The organism is Streptomyces sp. NBC_00178 (assembly GCF_036206005.1).
GTDB lineage: Bacteria > Actinomycetota > Actinomycetes > Streptomycetales > Streptomycetaceae > Streptomyces.
The window spans coordinates 2,002,964-2,017,535 of record NZ_CP108143.1 but is presented as its reverse complement, the minus strand read 5'-3'; the positions used below and the strand labels follow the sequence as shown (position 1 = coordinate 2,017,535).

The following is a 14,572-nucleotide window of genomic DNA, read 5'->3' as shown; positions in this document are numbered from 1 at the left end:
CGCCCCGACGGGGCCCGGCGTCCGCCCTCGGGGACTCCCGGGCACCGCCTCACCGGGAGCCGCGGAAGCCGTCGCCCTCCACCACGAGTCCGGCGACCAGGGTGCCCGACATCCCGGCGTGGGCCAGCCCTCCGCCCGGGTGCGACCAGCCGCCCGCCAGATACAGACCCGGCAGCGGGGTGCGGTTCCCGGCGTGCAGGTACGCCCCCCCGGCCCCCGCCAGAGCCGGGGCCGGTACGGAGCCGCCCTCGGCGCCGGTGTCGGCCGCGGTCTCGGCGGGGGTGCGCACCTCGGTGTCGAGTATCCGCTCGCGCAGGCCCGGGACGGCGAGGGCCGCCCGGTCGGTCACCGTCCGGGCGAAGCGTTCGCGCAGCGCCGGGTCCGTCCAGTCGACCGGGCCGTGCGGGGCCACCGTCACCATCAGCGTGACCGCCTCGTGCTCCTCGTCCGGGCGGGTGGCCGGGTCGTCGGGACGCAGCACCGTCACCGTGGGCCGCTCGGCCGTCCGCCCGCCGAACACGGCGTCCCGCTCAGCACCGGGGTCCCCGCCGTGCACCACGGTCCGGTGCACGGCGTCCGGTTCGCGCGCTCCGCGCAGTGACAGCATCACGACGAAGCGGCCCGGCACGGCCGGCTCCCGTGCCGTGTCCCACCCCCCGGCCCCCGCCGGGAGCAGACCGCGGCCCGGCCACGCACCCAGGACGACGTGGTCGGCTTCCACCCGCGTACCGTCCGCCAGTTCGACGCCCGAGGCCCGGCCGTCCTTCTCGGTCACCCGGACCGCCTCGGCGCCGAAGACGAACTCCACCCTCCGCGCCAGGCACCGCTCGTACACCGCTTCGGCCAGCGCCCGCATGCCCCCGGCGACGTACCAACTGCCGAACGTCTCCTCCATGTAGGGCAGGAGGGCCGCCGCGGCCGGGGCCCGGCGCGGGTCCAGGCCGTACGACAGGGCGTACCCGTCGAGCAGGGCCGCGAGCCGGGGCTCGCCCAGCTCCCACTCACCGACCTCCGACACCGTGGCCGCCTCCAGGGCCGGGCGGAGCATCCTGCGCCGGCGCACCGAGGGATAGGGGTCGCGCTCCAGCACCCGGGGGTCCTCGGGCAGCGGCTCCTCCAGCAAGGGCCGGCGCGAGCGGTTCCATGCCGTGCCCGCACGGTCCAGGAAGTCACCCCAGCGGGCACCGGCCCCCTCGCCGAGCGCGCGGTCGAGCGCCCCGACGACACCGGCCCTGGAGGCGTTGGGGAGCGACACCGACGTGCCGTCCGCGAAGATGTGACGGCTCGCCGGGTCGACCTGGCGGAGCGTGACGCACTGCTCCAGGGGTTCCTTGCCCGTCTTCACGAAGAGGTCGCGGTAGACGGCGGGGAGGTGGAGGAGCCCGGGTCCGGTGTCGAAGACGAAGCCGTCGCGGGCATGGCGGCCGACCGAGCCGCCGTAGGTCCCGGAGCGCTCGTACACCGTCACCCGGTGGCCTGCCACGGCGAGCCGGGCGGCCGCCGTCATCGCGCCCGTCCCGGCGCCGATCACCGCAATTCGTGCCATGTCGATGACTTTAGAGGGTGCCGCCGACAGCTCACCCGGGAGGCCCGTGGCCCCCCGCCCCGGCCATCCGCCTCTCCGCGCGCCGCTGGGCCCCGCGGCGCAGGAAGCGGCGGATACGGGAGGCGAGGAAGACCAGTATCACCAGACCGAGGAGCAGCAGGGCCCCCGCGATCACGGCGGCGGCCACCGGGTGGAACATCGCGAAGGTGATGATCCCGGCGACACCCAGATCCTCCGCGACGCTGACACCGATGTTGCTGAACGGTTCGGGGGACGTGTTGACCGCCATCCTGGTGCCGGCCTTGACCAGGTGGCTCAGCAGCGCGGCCGAGCCGCCCACCGCACCGGCGGCGAGCTCGGGCAGCGACCCGTCCCCACCGGCGAGCAGCGCGGCCACGACCGCCCCGGCCACGGGCCTGATCACCGTGTGCACGGAGTCCCAGGCGGAGTCCACGTACGGGATCTTGTCGGCCACCGCCTCGCACAGGAAGAGCACGGCGGCGGCCACGAGCACGTCCGTGCGCTGGAGGGACCCGGGCACCTCGTCGGTGAGCCCGGTCGCACCGAAGAGACCGAGGAGGAGGACCACGGCGTAGGCGTTGATCCCGCTCGCCCAGCCACTCGTGAACACCAGGGGGAGTACGGACACGTCGCGATCGTAGCCAGTGCGGGCGTCGCGTGGAGGGGCTTGTACGCAGTCCTGAGTACCCCTACTCAGGACGGGAGATGAGTAGGGGCGCGGATGGGCTCCCACCCGCGCGGGGGGAAGAGTGGGGACCACGGAAGGGGCGCGGCGCCACGACCGCCGGCACGGGGCGGCGGAACGGTCACCGCGCCCCGGACACAACGGGGGCGCACGGCGCGGAGCCCCGGGACCACGGGGGAACCAGGGTCACGGGGGAGGGCTTCGCGGCGGCACGAACGCCGGTCCGGCGGAATCCGGGGGGATCGGATTCCACCGGACCGGCGCTGTGCGTGCGGGGTCCCGGCAGGTGCTCAGCGCCCGCTGACGCGGCCGTGCAGGAGCAGGGACAGCGCGGAGTGCACGTCGTCGATCGTCCGCTCCGGCTGGAACGCCTGCCAGTCCAGTGCCGCGACGAGCACCATCCCGACCAGGGCCGCGGCCGTGAGCTGGATGTCGATCTCCTCGCTGAGCTCGCCGCCGGCCACCCCCTCCCTGAGCACTCCCTCGACGACCGCCACGACCTCCTGGCGCAGTACCAGGAGGGTGGACTGCCAGGCGCGGTTGGTCCGCCAGAGCTCGGCGACGTAGAGCTGGGTGAAGGCGGGGTAGCGGTCGATGAAGACCAGGCCGGCCCGGATCATCGCGTCCAGCGCCTCCACGCGGGTGCCGCCATGGGCATCGGTGGATTCGGCGGCTGACCGCAGCGACTGCGTCAGCAGCCCCACTCCGTGGCGCAGCAGTTCCTCGAAGAGTTCGGTCTTGCTCTTGAAGTTGTAGTAGACGGTGCCCTTCGCCACCCCGGCCCGTTCCGCGATCTCGTCCACCGTCGTCGCGGAGAAGCCTTTCTCCGCGATGAGTGTGACCGCCGCTTCGTAGAGCTTCTGCCGGGTGGCCTGGCGGCGCGTCGTGCTGCTGCTGTCCATGCCCATGATTGTCACAGGTATTTGATCAGTCACAGACTCAGCTCCGGGTGCAGCCTGTCCAGGGTCCACACCTGCTTGCGGCGGGCCGACAGCGCGGTCAGTGCCAGCGCCCCCGCGGTGAAGGCCAGGAGCACGGCGCAGCCCTGCCAGACCGGGCCGAGCCCGCCGCCCGTGATGAGCCGGCGCAGCCCGTCCACCACGTAGGTCATCGGCAGGTACGGGTGGATCGCGCCGAAGAAGCCGGGGCTGGTCTGGACGGGATAGGTGCCCCCGGCCGAGGTCAGCTGGAGCATCAGCACCGCGAGCACGAGGATCCGGCCCGCCGCGCCGAACCGTGCGTTCAGCCACTGCACGATCGCGGCGAAGCAGCACGTCACCAGTGCCAGGAAGCCGATCGTCCCGGCGGCATGGGCCATCTGCAGCCCGAGCCGCCAGTGCAGGACGGACATCAGGGCGACGACCTGGAGCAGGCCGATCGCCGCCACCGGCAGCCAGCCCGCGAAGGCGATGCGCCAGGCGGGTGCGCCCGCCGACAGGGCCCGCCGGTTGAGCGGCTGGATGAGCATGTAGGCCACCATCGCGCCCACCCACAGCGAGAGCGGGATGAAGTACGGGGCGAAACCCGTCCCGTAGTTGGGAGCGGCGTGCAGCGAGGAGGAGGCGAGCTTCACGGGGTCGGCCATGACCCCGGTACGCGCGTCACGGTCGGCCCGGTCGTAGTCCGGGATCCTGCCGACGCCGTCGTTCAGGCCCTGGGCGAGCGTCGCCGAGCCGTCACCGAGCCGGTGCAGACCGCTGTCCAGACTCCTGGCACCCGTCCCGAGCTTCTTGACCCCCTTGTCCAGGTTTCCGGCACCGGACTTGGCGGTGCCGAGTCCGGTGTGGAGGGTGCCGGCGCCCTTGGCCACCTTGTGCGCCCCGGTGTTGAGCGCGTTGATCCGGGCCACCGCGGACTCCAGGTCCGAATCGAGGTGCGGTGAGCGCCTCGCCAGCGCGTCGGCCTGCTTCTGCAGGGTGGTCAACTGGCCGCGCAGCTTCGTCAGGTCGCCCTTCTGGTTCGTGACCAGGGCGTTCACGTCGTCGGAGACCCGGGCGACGTCGGCCGCGGCGGTCCTGGCGCGCTTCAGCTGCGGGCACACCCCAGGGTCGGGCAGCGGCTGCTCCTCGCAGCGCAGGCGGTAGACCTCGGCCAGGTCGTCGGAGGCCTTGTGCGCGGCGGCCGAGGCCGTGGGTGCGGTCTCCACCAGCAGATCGAGGTTGTCCCGCACGGCCTTCGAGGAGTCGGACACCAGCCGGGCCGTGTCCCCGATGGCCTTTCCGTTGTCCTTGAGGAACGGCCGTACGTCACCGGCCACCTTGTTCACCTTGTCGGCGAGCGACTGGGTGCCGTCGGCGACCTGCCGGGAACCCGTTTCGAGGTCGCCCGCTCCCTTGTTCAGCCTGACAAGGCCGGAGGAGAGTGTCCCGCTGCCCGACTCGGCGGTCCTGAGGCCGTCGGCGAGGTCCTTCGAGCCCTTCTTCGCCTTGGTCAGACCGCTCTCGAGGTCGTCGGCCCCCTTGGCGGCCTTCGCGGTCGCGTCGTGCAGACCCGAGAAGTTGATGAAGATCCTGTCCAGGAAGCCGCGTGACGCCTTGGCCGACGCGGCGCTGCGGACCTCGGCGAACACCGTCCTGGAGATCTGCCCGACGATGTAGTTGTTGGCGTCGTTCGTCCGCACCTGGAGGGCGCCGGTCCCGGGGGAGTCCCCCGCACTCGACGCGATGCGCTCGCTGAAGTCCGACGGCATGGTCAGCGAGAGGTAGTACGTCCCGTCCTCGACGCCCCGGGCGGCCTCGGCGGAACCGACCTCGTGCCAGTCGAAGACCTTGCTGTCCAGCAGCTTGGCGGTGATCTCGTCGCCTGCGGCGAGGCGTTCGCCACCGGTGCCCGCTCCCTCGTCGTCGTTGACGAGGGCGACGGGGATGCGGTCGAGCCGCCCGTACGGGTCCCAGAAGGACCAGAGGTAGAGGGCCCCGTACAGCAGGGGCAGCAGGAGGAGGGCCACCAGCGCGGCGCGCGGCATCCGGCCCCTGCCGAACCTCCGCAGTTCAAGCGCGGCCAGCCTCGGCGATCGCATCTGCCGTGTCCTTCCGGTTCGTGGTGTCGTCGGCGGCCGCGGTCGCCGTTTCCCCGGCCGTGGGGCGCGCGGTCCCGGGGTCCGGTCCGGGCGGGGGGTCCTCCGGCGTACCGCCGCCGGCCGCCGTGGGAGGTGCCGCCTGGTCCCCGGCCGGCCGCGTGTGCACGACGAGCGCGTCGTCCGGGGCCTCGCTGCACACCGCCAGCACCGTCGTCCCGCCGTCCGCGACGCGGCGCAGCATGTGCCACGCGAGAGCGCGGTCCGGGGCGGACAGTTTGAGATCGGTGTCGTCGACGGCGATGAGCCTCGGACCGCCCATCAGCGCGAGCGCGACGGACAGGCGGAGCGCCTCCAGGCGCTCCAGGTCGCGCACGGAGGTGCGTTCGGCCTTGGGCAGGTCCGCGAGGTCCAGCCCCGCCGCTTCGAGGGCCGTCTCGACCACCGCCCGGGAGGCGGCCGCGCGCTCGGCGCGGGGCCGCAGCAGCGAGCGCGGGGATCCGCCGAAGCGGCGCCGCAGCAGGGCGCGTTCCCGCAGGTGCTCGGCGACCGTCAGTGCGGGGTCCAGTTCGCTGACGCCGGGGACCGGGCCGAGCGCGCTGAACCCGCGCACGGCGGCGAGCCGTCCGGGCAGGCGCTCGCCGCCCACCTCCGCACGGCCTGCGGTGGAGCGCATCCGGCCGGTCAGCGCGAGCAGCAGACAGGTCCGGCCCGAGCCGGACGGGCCCGTGACCGCGACCAGGGATCCGGGCCCGGCGCTGAACTCCACGCCGTGGAACGCCCAGCCGCGCGGCCCCTCGAGTCCGAAGCCCTCGGCGCTCAACGCCGCTCCGTGCGGGCTCTCCACGACCCCACCCCCCACTTTAGACTGACTGGTCAGTGCAAAAAAACTAACCCGAACTCGCGCTCGAAGCAAAGTCGCTGGTCAGGGACGCGCCCTGATGGATTGTCAGTGGGTATACGCAGAATGGGTACATACGGCTACGGAGCCGTCACACGACGACAGGAGGTTCGTCATGGCCAGCTCGTCCGCAGCAGCCGCACCGCGGCGCCGCACAGGCAGCCCTGCCCCCTCACTGACCGGTCCGGCAACCGACGTCCACCCCGTGCTGCGACGCACCACGGCCCCGCCCGCCGCACTCGATCTGCTCGCCCAGGCCCACACCGGCCTGGACGAGGCCGCCGTCCTCGACGTCCCGAACGAGCGGTACGCCACCGCACACCTCGCCGCACTCCGTACGGCGGCCGCTGTCCTCGCCGCCCGGGGGAGGCCCGAGACGAGCGGGCGCCGCCGGGAGCGGATCCGCAGCGCCTGGGAGGTGCTCCCGGAGATCGCGCCCGAACTCGGCGAATGGAGCGCCCTGTTCGCCTCCGGGGCCCGGCGCAGGGCCCGCGCGGAGGCCGGCATACCCGGCGCGGCCACCGGCCGCGACGCCGACGACCTGCTGCGCGACGCGGCCATGTTCCTGCGCCTCGTCGAGCGGCTCCTCGTCCTCCAGCCGGTCCTTCCCCAGCCCCGGACCGACCAGCTCCGGCAGTAGCCGGGCGCCCGGCGCGATGAGGGGGGCCGGGCGGGCGGCGCGAGGCAATAGGGTGGAAGCCCCGTACCACCTGCACCGTTCACGCCCCGCCGTCCGCGGCGGCACCGCGCCGAGGAGTCAACTGCCGTGTCGGACCAGCTGCGCCCCCGCGCCTCCCTCCGTACCGCCGTGGTCTGGGACGTCCTCAAGGACGCCCTGGAGCGCCGGGCCAAGGCGACCGGCAGGGAAGTCCTGGACGTACTGGACACCGGCGGGGGCACCGGCAACTTCGCGGTGCCCGTCGCCCGGCTCGGCCACCGGGTGACGGTCGTCGACCCCAGCCCCAACGCGCTGTTCGCCCTGGAGCGCCGGGCGGACGAGGCCGGGGTCGCCGACCGGGTCCGCGGTGTCCAGGGGGACATCCTCGGCCTGTTCGAGGTCGTCGACCGCGCGGGCTACGACGCGGTGCTGTGCCACGGCGTCCTGGAGTACGTCGACGACCCCGCCGAAGGGGTGCGGAACGCGGTGGAGGCACTCCGCCCGTCCGGCGCGCTCAGCCTGCTCGGCGCCGGCCTCGGCGGAGCCGTGCTGGCCAGGGCCCTCGCCGGACACTTCGCCGAGGCCCGCACGGCGCTGACCGACCCCGCCGGCCGCTGGGGCGACGGCGACCCCGTGCCCCGCAGGTTCACCGCCGACCAGCTGGCCGGACTCGTCGCCGACGCCGGCATGGAGGTCGGCCCCGTCCACGGCGTGCGCGTCTTCGCCGACCTCGTTCCGGGGGTTCTCGTGGACACCGAGCCGGGCGCGATGGAGGAGCTGCTTCGGCTGGAGGCGGCCGTCGCGGAGCTGCCGGCCTTCCACTCCGTGGCGACCCAGCTGCACGTTCTGGGGGAGAAGCGCGCCTGAGCCCGACAGGGGCCCCGCCCGGACGGGACCGCGGAGCGGCTGGAGCACGGCTGATCAGCAACGCAGCTGCAGACGGAGTACCGCTCAGAACCCCCGATCGGGGCGCGGGCCCCGTATGATCGGGTGACACCATCCGGCATGACGGATCGGAGGTCGGGGAATCTACGCCTCAGCAGCCGAGCCGACATGGCGGTCCGGACTGGCTATGGCTAGAGGGCGGGTTTCACGGGGGCGAATCCCTGCCTATCCTGGAAGGGCCGCATACCGGTCGCCCCCGCGGCCGACGACGAGGAGGATCCCGTGCCGCTCTCGGAGCACGAGCAGCGAATGCTCGAGCAGATGGAGCGAGCGCTGTACGCCGAAGATCCCAAGTTCGCTACAGCGCTTGAGGGAAGCGGGCTGCGCAGGTACACCCGGCGACGGGTCTACCAGGCGGTGGCCGGTTTTCTGGTGGGTATCGCGCTCCTCATGGCCGGAGTCGTCTTCCAGCAGACCTGGGTCAGCGTGGCGGGATTCCTCGTCATGCTGGGCTGCGCCGTGCTGGCGGTCACCGGGTGGCGCAAAGCGCCCAAGCCCGGTGAGCAGCAGCCGGCCGGGAACGCGAGCGGGGGTGGAGGCGAGAGCCGACACCCCAGGCAGCGCCGGTCCATGATGAACCGGATCGAACAGCGGTGGCAGCGCCGCCGCGACGAACAGGGCCAGTGAGCTCTCCGCTCCCAGGCCGGTGGCTCCGTTCATCCTGCCCGGACGCGGATGCGCACACGACGAGAACGTAACGTCCGACCTCACACGTGAGGGGCGGCCGCTTCACCGCGGCCGCCCCTCACGCGTGTGCGAGCCCGGCACGGCGGATGCCCGGGGACCCGGGCGCACCGCGACGGGCTCTTGTCACCCGGCCGCCTCGACGGACCTCCGGCGCCGCCCGAGCGGGGGATCGCGCAGGCGGCCTCGGTCCGCAGCGGCCCCGCGCCCCCACCCACGGTCCGCGGAGTGGTTCTGCCCCCGCCCCGGGCCCCGGGTCCCCGCCCGGGTGACCCGAGCGGGGAAAGCCGCTCCTCGGCCTCCGGGCCGGAGCAGGCCCCTCCCCGGGACCCGAGGGGCAAGAGCCCTCATCGGGCCCCGGGGCCGAGGGCCGGGCCGGCCCTCCGGACGTCAGCCCTGCTGACGTGACGGGCGGCGCAGCCGGGCCGCCCAGCTGCCGCGTCCCACCCGGTCGGACCAGCGGCGGCCGAGATCCGCCCTGCGTTCGGACAGGGCCCACATCACCCGAACGGCCGAACGCGGTGCCAGCGTCGCCCGCAGCCGGTCCCACCGCCCGGCCGTGGCCCACAGCGCTGCCCGTACCGCCCGGACGTCCTCGGCCGATCCGTCCACCGGACGTGGCGCGGGCGCGTACAGCACCTGCTCCACCGCCCCGGCCACCCGATGGGCCGCCGCGGCCGCCGTGCCGTCGAGACCGGCCAGCCGCACGAGCCGTGCCGCGGTCTTCCGGGGCGTCTGCGCATCATCCGGAGCGATGCCGTGATCCCAGGCCGTGTCGGTCATCTCGCGCCACACAGCCATGACCCGGGCGGCGGCATCCGCCGGTGCACGCCCCTGCGAGCGGCCGAGCCGCCGGGCGCGGAGCCGCACCCGCCAGACCATCGGCAGGAACGGGACCGTGAGCAGCAGAAGAATGCCGAGCCCCCACAGCACCGCTGCTCCGCCCCCGGCGCCCGAACCGCCGGACTCCACCGCACCGGCCGCCGCCGACGCTCCGCACTCACCCTCGCGGCGCAACTGCACCGGGCAGGATTCCGAGGCCGTCGGCGCCGCCGTCGGCGCCACGGACGCGCCCTCCGTCGGAGCCGTCGGATCGCTCGGGTCCTGCGTGGGAGCGTCGGGCCGGGTGTAGGACGGGGTGCTCCCCCGCGACGGAGTCGGCTCGAAGCGGGTCCACCCCACCCCCTGGAAATACAGCTCGGGCCAGGCGTGCGCGTCCCGCAGCCCCACCGACACCGACCCGTCCGCCTGGACGGTGCCGGGGGTGAAGCCCACCGCGACCCGTGCCGGGATGCCGAGACTCCTCGCCATCGCGGCCATCGTGGAGGAGAAGTGGACGCAGAAGCCCTCCTTGTCCTTCAGGAAGCGCTCGATGGCCGCGGTGCCGGTGCCCGACGTCACCGTCGTGTCGTAACGGAAACCGCCCTCCGAGGCGAACCAGTCCTGGAGTTTCACGGCCGCCTCGTAGTCGCTCGAGGCCCCCTTCGTCACCCGCTTCGCCGTGCTCGCGACCACGTCCGGCAGTGAACGGGGCACCCGGGTGTACTCGCCCAGCAGCTCCGAGGGCGGCGCCAGGGCACCGGCGAGCTGCGCGGCCGTCGGCTCGACGACCAGGCTGCTCACCTCGTACCGGGCGCCGCGCGTCGTCTGGCCGTCGTCACCGACGAGGGTGCGCCCCTCCGGTTCGAACCTCCAGCGGCCCCGGACGTCCACCTCGCTCGCCGGGTAGGGGAGCGGCAGATACGTCTGCGCGTAGGACCGGGACGCGGCCAGGTTGGTCCTGACCTCGGTGACCGTGACGTCCTGCGCCAGCCCGGCCGGCTGCGGAAGCCGGTCGGGGACGTCCTTCAGCCTGCGGGTCGACGGCCGCCACTCGCCCCCGCTGAACTGGTCCAGAGCCAGGATGCGGAGGTAGAAGTCCTGCGGATCGGCCGCGTTGGACCGATAGGAGATCACCTCCCGGTTCTCCGGCTGGTTCAGGTTGTTCTGCAGGGACACCAGAGGGTTGACCGCGGAGATCGTGCCGCCGCCGCTGCCCCGTCCCGACGCCCCGCCCGTGCCGCTCAGAAGACCGCCGTCCAGTGCAGGCAGCGCCGCGGGCACGGCCAGCGCGACCCCCAGGGCCACGGCGCCGATGCGCCGGCCGGTCCGGACCGGGGCCATGGCCCTTCCCGGTCCCTCCAGACCCGCGGCCAGGCCCCCGGACGTACGGGACACACCACCGAAGACGCGCCCCCACCGGGACAGCCGGTCCCGGCCCTCGGCGAGCAGGAGGAGCAGATAGCCGCACGCGGCCAGCAGGAACCAGAGCCACCCCGCCCCGCCGTCGGACAGCCCCGCCGCGACCGAGTAGAGCGCGAGCAGCGGCAGTCCGGCCGGGGCGGCGGAACGGAAGGTCACCGCGAGGACGTCCACGGCCAGGCCGATCAGCAGCACCCCGCCGATCAGCATCAGCCGGATGCCGTCCGTCGCCGGGGCGGGAATCGCGTACCGGCCGACGTCGTCCCCGCCCGCGGTCAGCAGTTCGGCGAGCCGGCGGACCGCCTCGGGGCCGGGCAGCACACCGAACAGGGCATGGTCCCGCGCGAAGGCCACGGTGAGCGACACCAGGGTGACGAGCACCTGGAGCGAGACCGTCAGGATCCGGGCGAGCGGCACCCGGCGGGCGAGCGCGCCCACGCCGCTCTGTAGCGCCAGCAGGAAAGCGGCCTGCAGGATCCACTTCGAGGGCTCGACCAGGGGCTGCAGGGCCCCCGCCGCCATCATCGTCGCCGCGAAGGCGCACAGCGCCAGGCGGGTGCGCCCGCTCATGACCGGCCCCCCTGGAAGCCCGCCGCCGGACCGGCGGCTGCCGGGTGCGCGTCGGAGCGCTCCCGGCCCGCCTGCTGCCACAGCCGGGCGATCTCGGCCCCGGGCGGCACCGGCACCACCGTCCATCCCGCCTCACGCAGCAGCCGCAGGCGGCCGGAGTCCGAGGCGTGGGGGACGGGAGGCCGGCCGTGCGCCCAGCCGTCGCTGTCCAGGACGAAGGCGACGGCACCGCGGCTGCGTTGACGCATCCTGGCCGCCACGGCCGCCTGCTCCTCGTCGAGATCACCGAAGAACGCCACCAGAAGTCCCTCGTTCGTGCCCCGCAGCACGTCGTGCGCCCGGGAGAGCCCGCCCCCGTCGGAGTGGTCGACGACCGCGAGGGTGTCCATCATCAGGCCCGCGGAGTCGGCGGATTCCTGCGTCGGTCCGGCGAAGCCCTCGGCGCTCCCGTCCGGCACCGCGTTCCCCTCGTCGGTCAGCAGACGCACGGCGAAGCCGCGCTCCAGCATGTGCACCAGCGCGGACGCGGCCCCGGACACCGCCCACTCGAAGGCGGAGTCCGGACCGGCGTCCTGGTAGGCGATCCGCCGGGTGTCCAGCAGCACCGTGCACCTGGCACGCTGCGGCTGCTCCTCGCGACGCACCATCAGCTCGCCGTAGCGCGCGGTGGAACGCCAGTGGACCCGGCGCAGGTCGTCCCCGTGCCGGTAGCCCCGCGGGATGATGTCGTCCTCGCCCGCCAGCGCCAACGACCTCTGCCTCCCGTCGCCGTAGCCGGAGGCCTCCCCGGTCAGCCGGAGCGGGGGGAGGGGCACGGTGCGGGGGATGACCACTAGGGTGTCGTACGCGCTGAAGGAACGGGTCAGTTCGCACATCCCGAACGGGTCGCTCAGCCGCAGCTGCAGCGGACCCAGCGGGTAGCGCCCGCGCAGGTCGGACCGGACCCGGTAGGACACCTCGCGCACGCCGCCCGCCTCCACCCGGTCCAGCACGAACCGGGGCCGGGGGCCGAGGACGTACGGAACGCTGTCCTGGAGCATCAGCAGGTCGGTCGGCAGCCGTGACACGTTGTCCATCCGCAGATGGACCCGTGCCTCCGAGCCGACCGGCACCCGGGACGGGGACAGCCACCGGCTGCCCGACACCTGGTACCGGGTGCGGTGGAGCACCGTGACGCAGATCAGCGGCAGCACGGCCAGCAGCAGGCCGACCCGCAGCAGGTCGCCCTGGCCCAGCGCGTAGGCGCAGACGGCCGCCGCCACACCGGCTGCCAGGAAGGACCGGCCCCGGGTCGTCAGTCCGCCCAGGGACGCTCGCAGGCCGCCCTTGGCGTCGCCGTTCTCCACCGGACCGGGAATCCCGGCCGCCATCACAGCCGCCGCGCGCCGGGCTGCCCGCCGAACACCGGGCCGCCGGGCCCGTGCTGCGGCTGTGCCGGCGCGGCCACGCCGCCCGACGTCGGCACCGGTGTGCGCTGCAGGATGTCCAGGACGACCTGCTCGGCGGTACGGCGGTTGAGCTGGGCCTGCGCCGTGGGCAGCAGACGGTGGGCCAGTACGGCGACGGCGAGCGCCTGGACGTCGTCCGGCAGGGCGTAGTCCCGCCCGGCCAGGGCGGCCGAGGCCTTGGCCGCGCGCAGCAGGTGCAGGGTGGCTCGCGGCGATGCCCCGAGTCTGAGGTCCGCGTGCTGCCGCGTGGCCGCCACCAGTTGCACGGCGTACCGCCGGACGGACTCCGCGACGTGGACCGTGCGCACCGCGTCGATCAGCTTCACGATCTCGTGCGCGTGGGCCACCGGCTGAAGGTCGTCCAGCGGTGAGGACCCGCCGTGGACGTCCAGCATCCGCAGTTCGGCCTCCGCGCTGGGGTAGCCCATCGACACCCGGGCCATGAACCGGTCGCGCTGGGCCTCGGGCAGCGGATAGGTGCCCTCCATCTCCACCGGGTTCTGGGTGGCCACGACCATGAAGGGGTCGGGCAGTTCGTAGGTGTGGCCGTCGATGGTGACCTGACGCTCCTCCATCGACTCCAGGAGGGCGGACTGCGTCTTCGGCGAGGCGCGGTTGATCTCGTCGCCGATCACGATCTGGGCGAAGATCGCACCCGGCTTGAACTCGAAGTCCCGCCGCTGCTGGTCGAAGATCGACACCCCGGTGATGTCCGAGGGCAGCAGGTCGGGGGTGAACTGGATGCGGCGCACCGAGCAGTCGATGGACCGGGCGAGCGCCTTGGCCAGCATCGTCTTGCCGACCCCGGGCACGTCCTCGATCAGCAGGTGTCCCTCGGCCAGCAGCACGGTCAGGGAAAGCCGTACGACCTCAGGCTTGCCCTCGATCACACCTTCGACCGACCTGCGCACCCGCTCCACGGTGGTCGTCAGATCTGTGAGGCTCGCTCGATCGTCATAGGTCGTCACCCGGCCCTCCTCGGCCCTTGTGCACGGACGGCGGCACAGGACTGCCCGGCCCCGCCCCGAAATACGGACACCCTCCGGAGGACCCGGAGAGATGTCACACCCGCATTCTTGTTGCCGTTACCGCTTCGTGTCACTCGCCTGTGGACAAGTGGGAGCGATATGCCGGATGTAGTCCGTATGTCGGGGCCGGTGTGCCGAGGGGCGGGTCAGGAGGCGGGGAGGATCTCGCGCAGCTTGCCCGTGGTGACGTCGAAGACGAACCCGCGGATGTCATCCGTGTGCAGGAGGAACGGCGACGTGCGGACCCGCTGCATCGACTGGCGTACGTCCTGGTCGGCGTCGGAGTAGGCCTCCACCGCCCAGACCGGACGCTGGCCCACCTCGAGCTCCAGCTCCTGCCGGAAGCCCTCGGTCAGGGATTCGAGACCGCAGTTGGTGTGGTGGATCAGGATGACGCTGCGGGTGCCGAGCGCCCGCTGGCTGATGGTCAGTGAGCGGATGACGTCGTCGGTCACCACGCCGCCCGCGTTGCGGATGGTGTGGCAGTCGCCGAGCTCGAGGCCGAGCGCGGAGTGGAGGTCGAGACGGGCGTCCATGCACGCGACCACGGCCACGTGCAGAACCGGCCGTGCGTCCATGCCCGGGTCGCTGAAGGCCTCGGAGTAACGGCCGTTCAGTTCGACCAGCCGGTCGGTCACCGTCCCTCCGGAGCGGGCGGCGGAGGAATCGGTCTCGGCGGAAGACTGCGCAGAAGTCGACATGGCTATGACGTTAGCCGTCACAATCGCTCGTTGCGTGCTGCGGGTCGGGACAAAGAACGTCAACGACGTTTGTTGTGAGGTAACCCACAGGACTCACGCCCCACACCCGCCCGGGTGAGGTTCCCCGT

12 protein-coding genes are annotated in these 14,572 nt (G+C 73.3%); 3 read left to right on the top strand and 9 right to left on the bottom strand.

Annotation, left to right across the window (positions count from 1 at the left end; translation table 11 throughout):
• Positions 1-49: 49 nt before the first annotated feature.
• From OHT61_RS08670 to OHT61_RS08650, 5 genes are all read right to left on the bottom strand, one after another.
• Positions 50-1,546, bottom strand: coding sequence for a phytoene desaturase family protein (locus OHT61_RS08670; protein WP_329036535.1), 1,497 nt, complete (start codon positions 1,544-1,546; stop codon positions 50-52).
• 31 nt (positions 1,547-1,577) lie between these two features.
• Positions 1,578-2,195, bottom strand: a complete 618-nt coding sequence (locus OHT61_RS08665) for a DUF4126 domain-containing protein (protein ID WP_329036533.1) — start codon at positions 2,193-2,195, stop codon at positions 1,578-1,580.
• A 347-nt stretch (positions 2,196-2,542) separates the two neighbouring features.
• Complete coding sequence (locus OHT61_RS08660; protein WP_329036532.1) at positions 2,543-3,154, bottom strand: TetR/AcrR family transcriptional regulator; 612 nt, start codon at positions 3,152-3,154, stop codon at positions 2,543-2,545.
• Positions 3,155-3,183: 29 nt separating this feature from the next.
• Positions 3,184-5,271 (bottom strand): YhgE/Pip domain-containing protein, encoded by a 2,088-nt coding sequence (locus OHT61_RS08655; protein ID WP_329036530.1) that lies wholly within the window; start codon positions 5,269-5,271, stop codon positions 3,184-3,186.
• Positions 5,243-6,115, bottom strand: coding sequence for an ATP-binding cassette domain-containing protein (locus tag OHT61_RS08650; RefSeq protein WP_329036528.1), 873 nt, complete (start codon positions 6,113-6,115; stop codon positions 5,243-5,245). The genes OHT61_RS08655 and OHT61_RS08650 overlap by 29 nt, the downstream gene beginning before the upstream one ends.
• Before the next feature lie 169 nt (positions 6,116-6,284).
• Between OHT61_RS08650 and OHT61_RS08645 the strand changes: the two genes are divergently transcribed.
• From OHT61_RS08645 to OHT61_RS08635, 3 genes are all read left to right on the top strand, one after another.
• Positions 6,285-6,809 (top strand): SAV_6107 family HEPN domain-containing protein, encoded by a 525-nt coding sequence (locus OHT61_RS08645; RefSeq protein ID WP_329036526.1) that lies wholly within the window; start codon positions 6,285-6,287, stop codon positions 6,807-6,809.
• A 126-nt stretch (positions 6,810-6,935) separates the two neighbouring features.
• Positions 6,936-7,694 carry a class I SAM-dependent methyltransferase gene (locus OHT61_RS08640; protein WP_329036524.1) on the top strand — a complete coding sequence of 253 codons (759 nt, stop codon included), beginning with the start codon at positions 6,936-6,938 and terminating at the stop codon, positions 7,692-7,694.
• 300 nt (positions 7,695-7,994) lie between these two features.
• Entirely contained in the window at positions 7,995-8,399 is a 405-nt protein-coding gene (locus OHT61_RS08635; RefSeq protein WP_329036522.1) for a DUF3040 domain-containing protein, read from the top strand.
• Between the two features lie 447 nt (positions 8,400-8,846).
• On the opposite strand, the gene OHT61_RS08630 is transcribed toward OHT61_RS08635, so the two are convergent.
• From OHT61_RS08630 to OHT61_RS08615, 4 genes are all read right to left on the bottom strand, one after another.
• Positions 8,847-11,267, bottom strand: coding sequence for a transglutaminase family protein (locus tag OHT61_RS08630; protein WP_329036520.1), 2,421 nt, complete (start codon positions 11,265-11,267; stop codon positions 8,847-8,849).
• Positions 11,264-12,637 carry a DUF58 domain-containing protein gene (locus tag OHT61_RS08625; RefSeq protein WP_329036518.1) on the bottom strand — a complete coding sequence of 458 codons (1,374 nt, stop codon included), beginning with the start codon at positions 12,635-12,637 and terminating at the stop codon, positions 11,264-11,266. Before OHT61_RS08625 ends, OHT61_RS08630 begins: the two co-directional genes overlap by 4 nt.
• Positions 12,637-13,683, bottom strand: coding sequence for an AAA family ATPase (locus OHT61_RS08620; protein WP_329036516.1), 1,047 nt, complete (start codon positions 13,681-13,683; stop codon positions 12,637-12,639). The genes OHT61_RS08625 and OHT61_RS08620 overlap by 1 nt, the downstream gene beginning before the upstream one ends.
• 206 nt (positions 13,684-13,889) lie before the next feature.
• Entirely contained in the window at positions 13,890-14,444 is a 555-nt protein-coding gene (locus OHT61_RS08615) for a beta-class carbonic anhydrase (RefSeq protein WP_329036514.1), read from the bottom strand.
• Between the last annotated feature and the right edge of the window lie 128 nt (positions 14,445-14,572).

Coding starts and splice junctions, on each gene's coding strand:
- OHT61_RS08670 (WP_329036535.1), bottom strand. CDS start 1,546: ATGGCACGAATTGCGGTGATCGGCGCCGGGACGGGCGCGATGACGGCG.
- OHT61_RS08660 (WP_329036532.1), bottom strand. CDS start 3,154: ATGGACAGCAGCAGCACGACGCGCCGCCAGGCCACCCGGCAGAAGCTC.
- OHT61_RS08655 (WP_329036530.1), bottom strand. CDS start 5,271: ATGCGATCGCCGAGGCTGGCCGCGCTTGAACTGCGGAGGTTCGGCAGG.
- OHT61_RS08645 (WP_329036526.1), top strand. CDS start 6,285: ATGGCCAGCTCGTCCGCAGCAGCCGCACCGCGGCGCCGCACAGGCAGC.
- OHT61_RS08630 (WP_329036520.1), bottom strand. CDS start 11,267: ATGAGCGGGCGCACCCGCCTGGCGCTGTGCGCCTTCGCGGCGACGATG.
- OHT61_RS08625 (WP_329036518.1), bottom strand. CDS start 12,637: ATGGCGGCCGGGATTCCCGGTCCGGTGGAGAACGGCGACGCCAAGGGC.
- OHT61_RS08615 (WP_329036514.1), bottom strand. CDS start 14,444: ATGTCGACTTCTGCGCAGTCTTCCGCCGAGACCGATTCCTCCGCCGCC.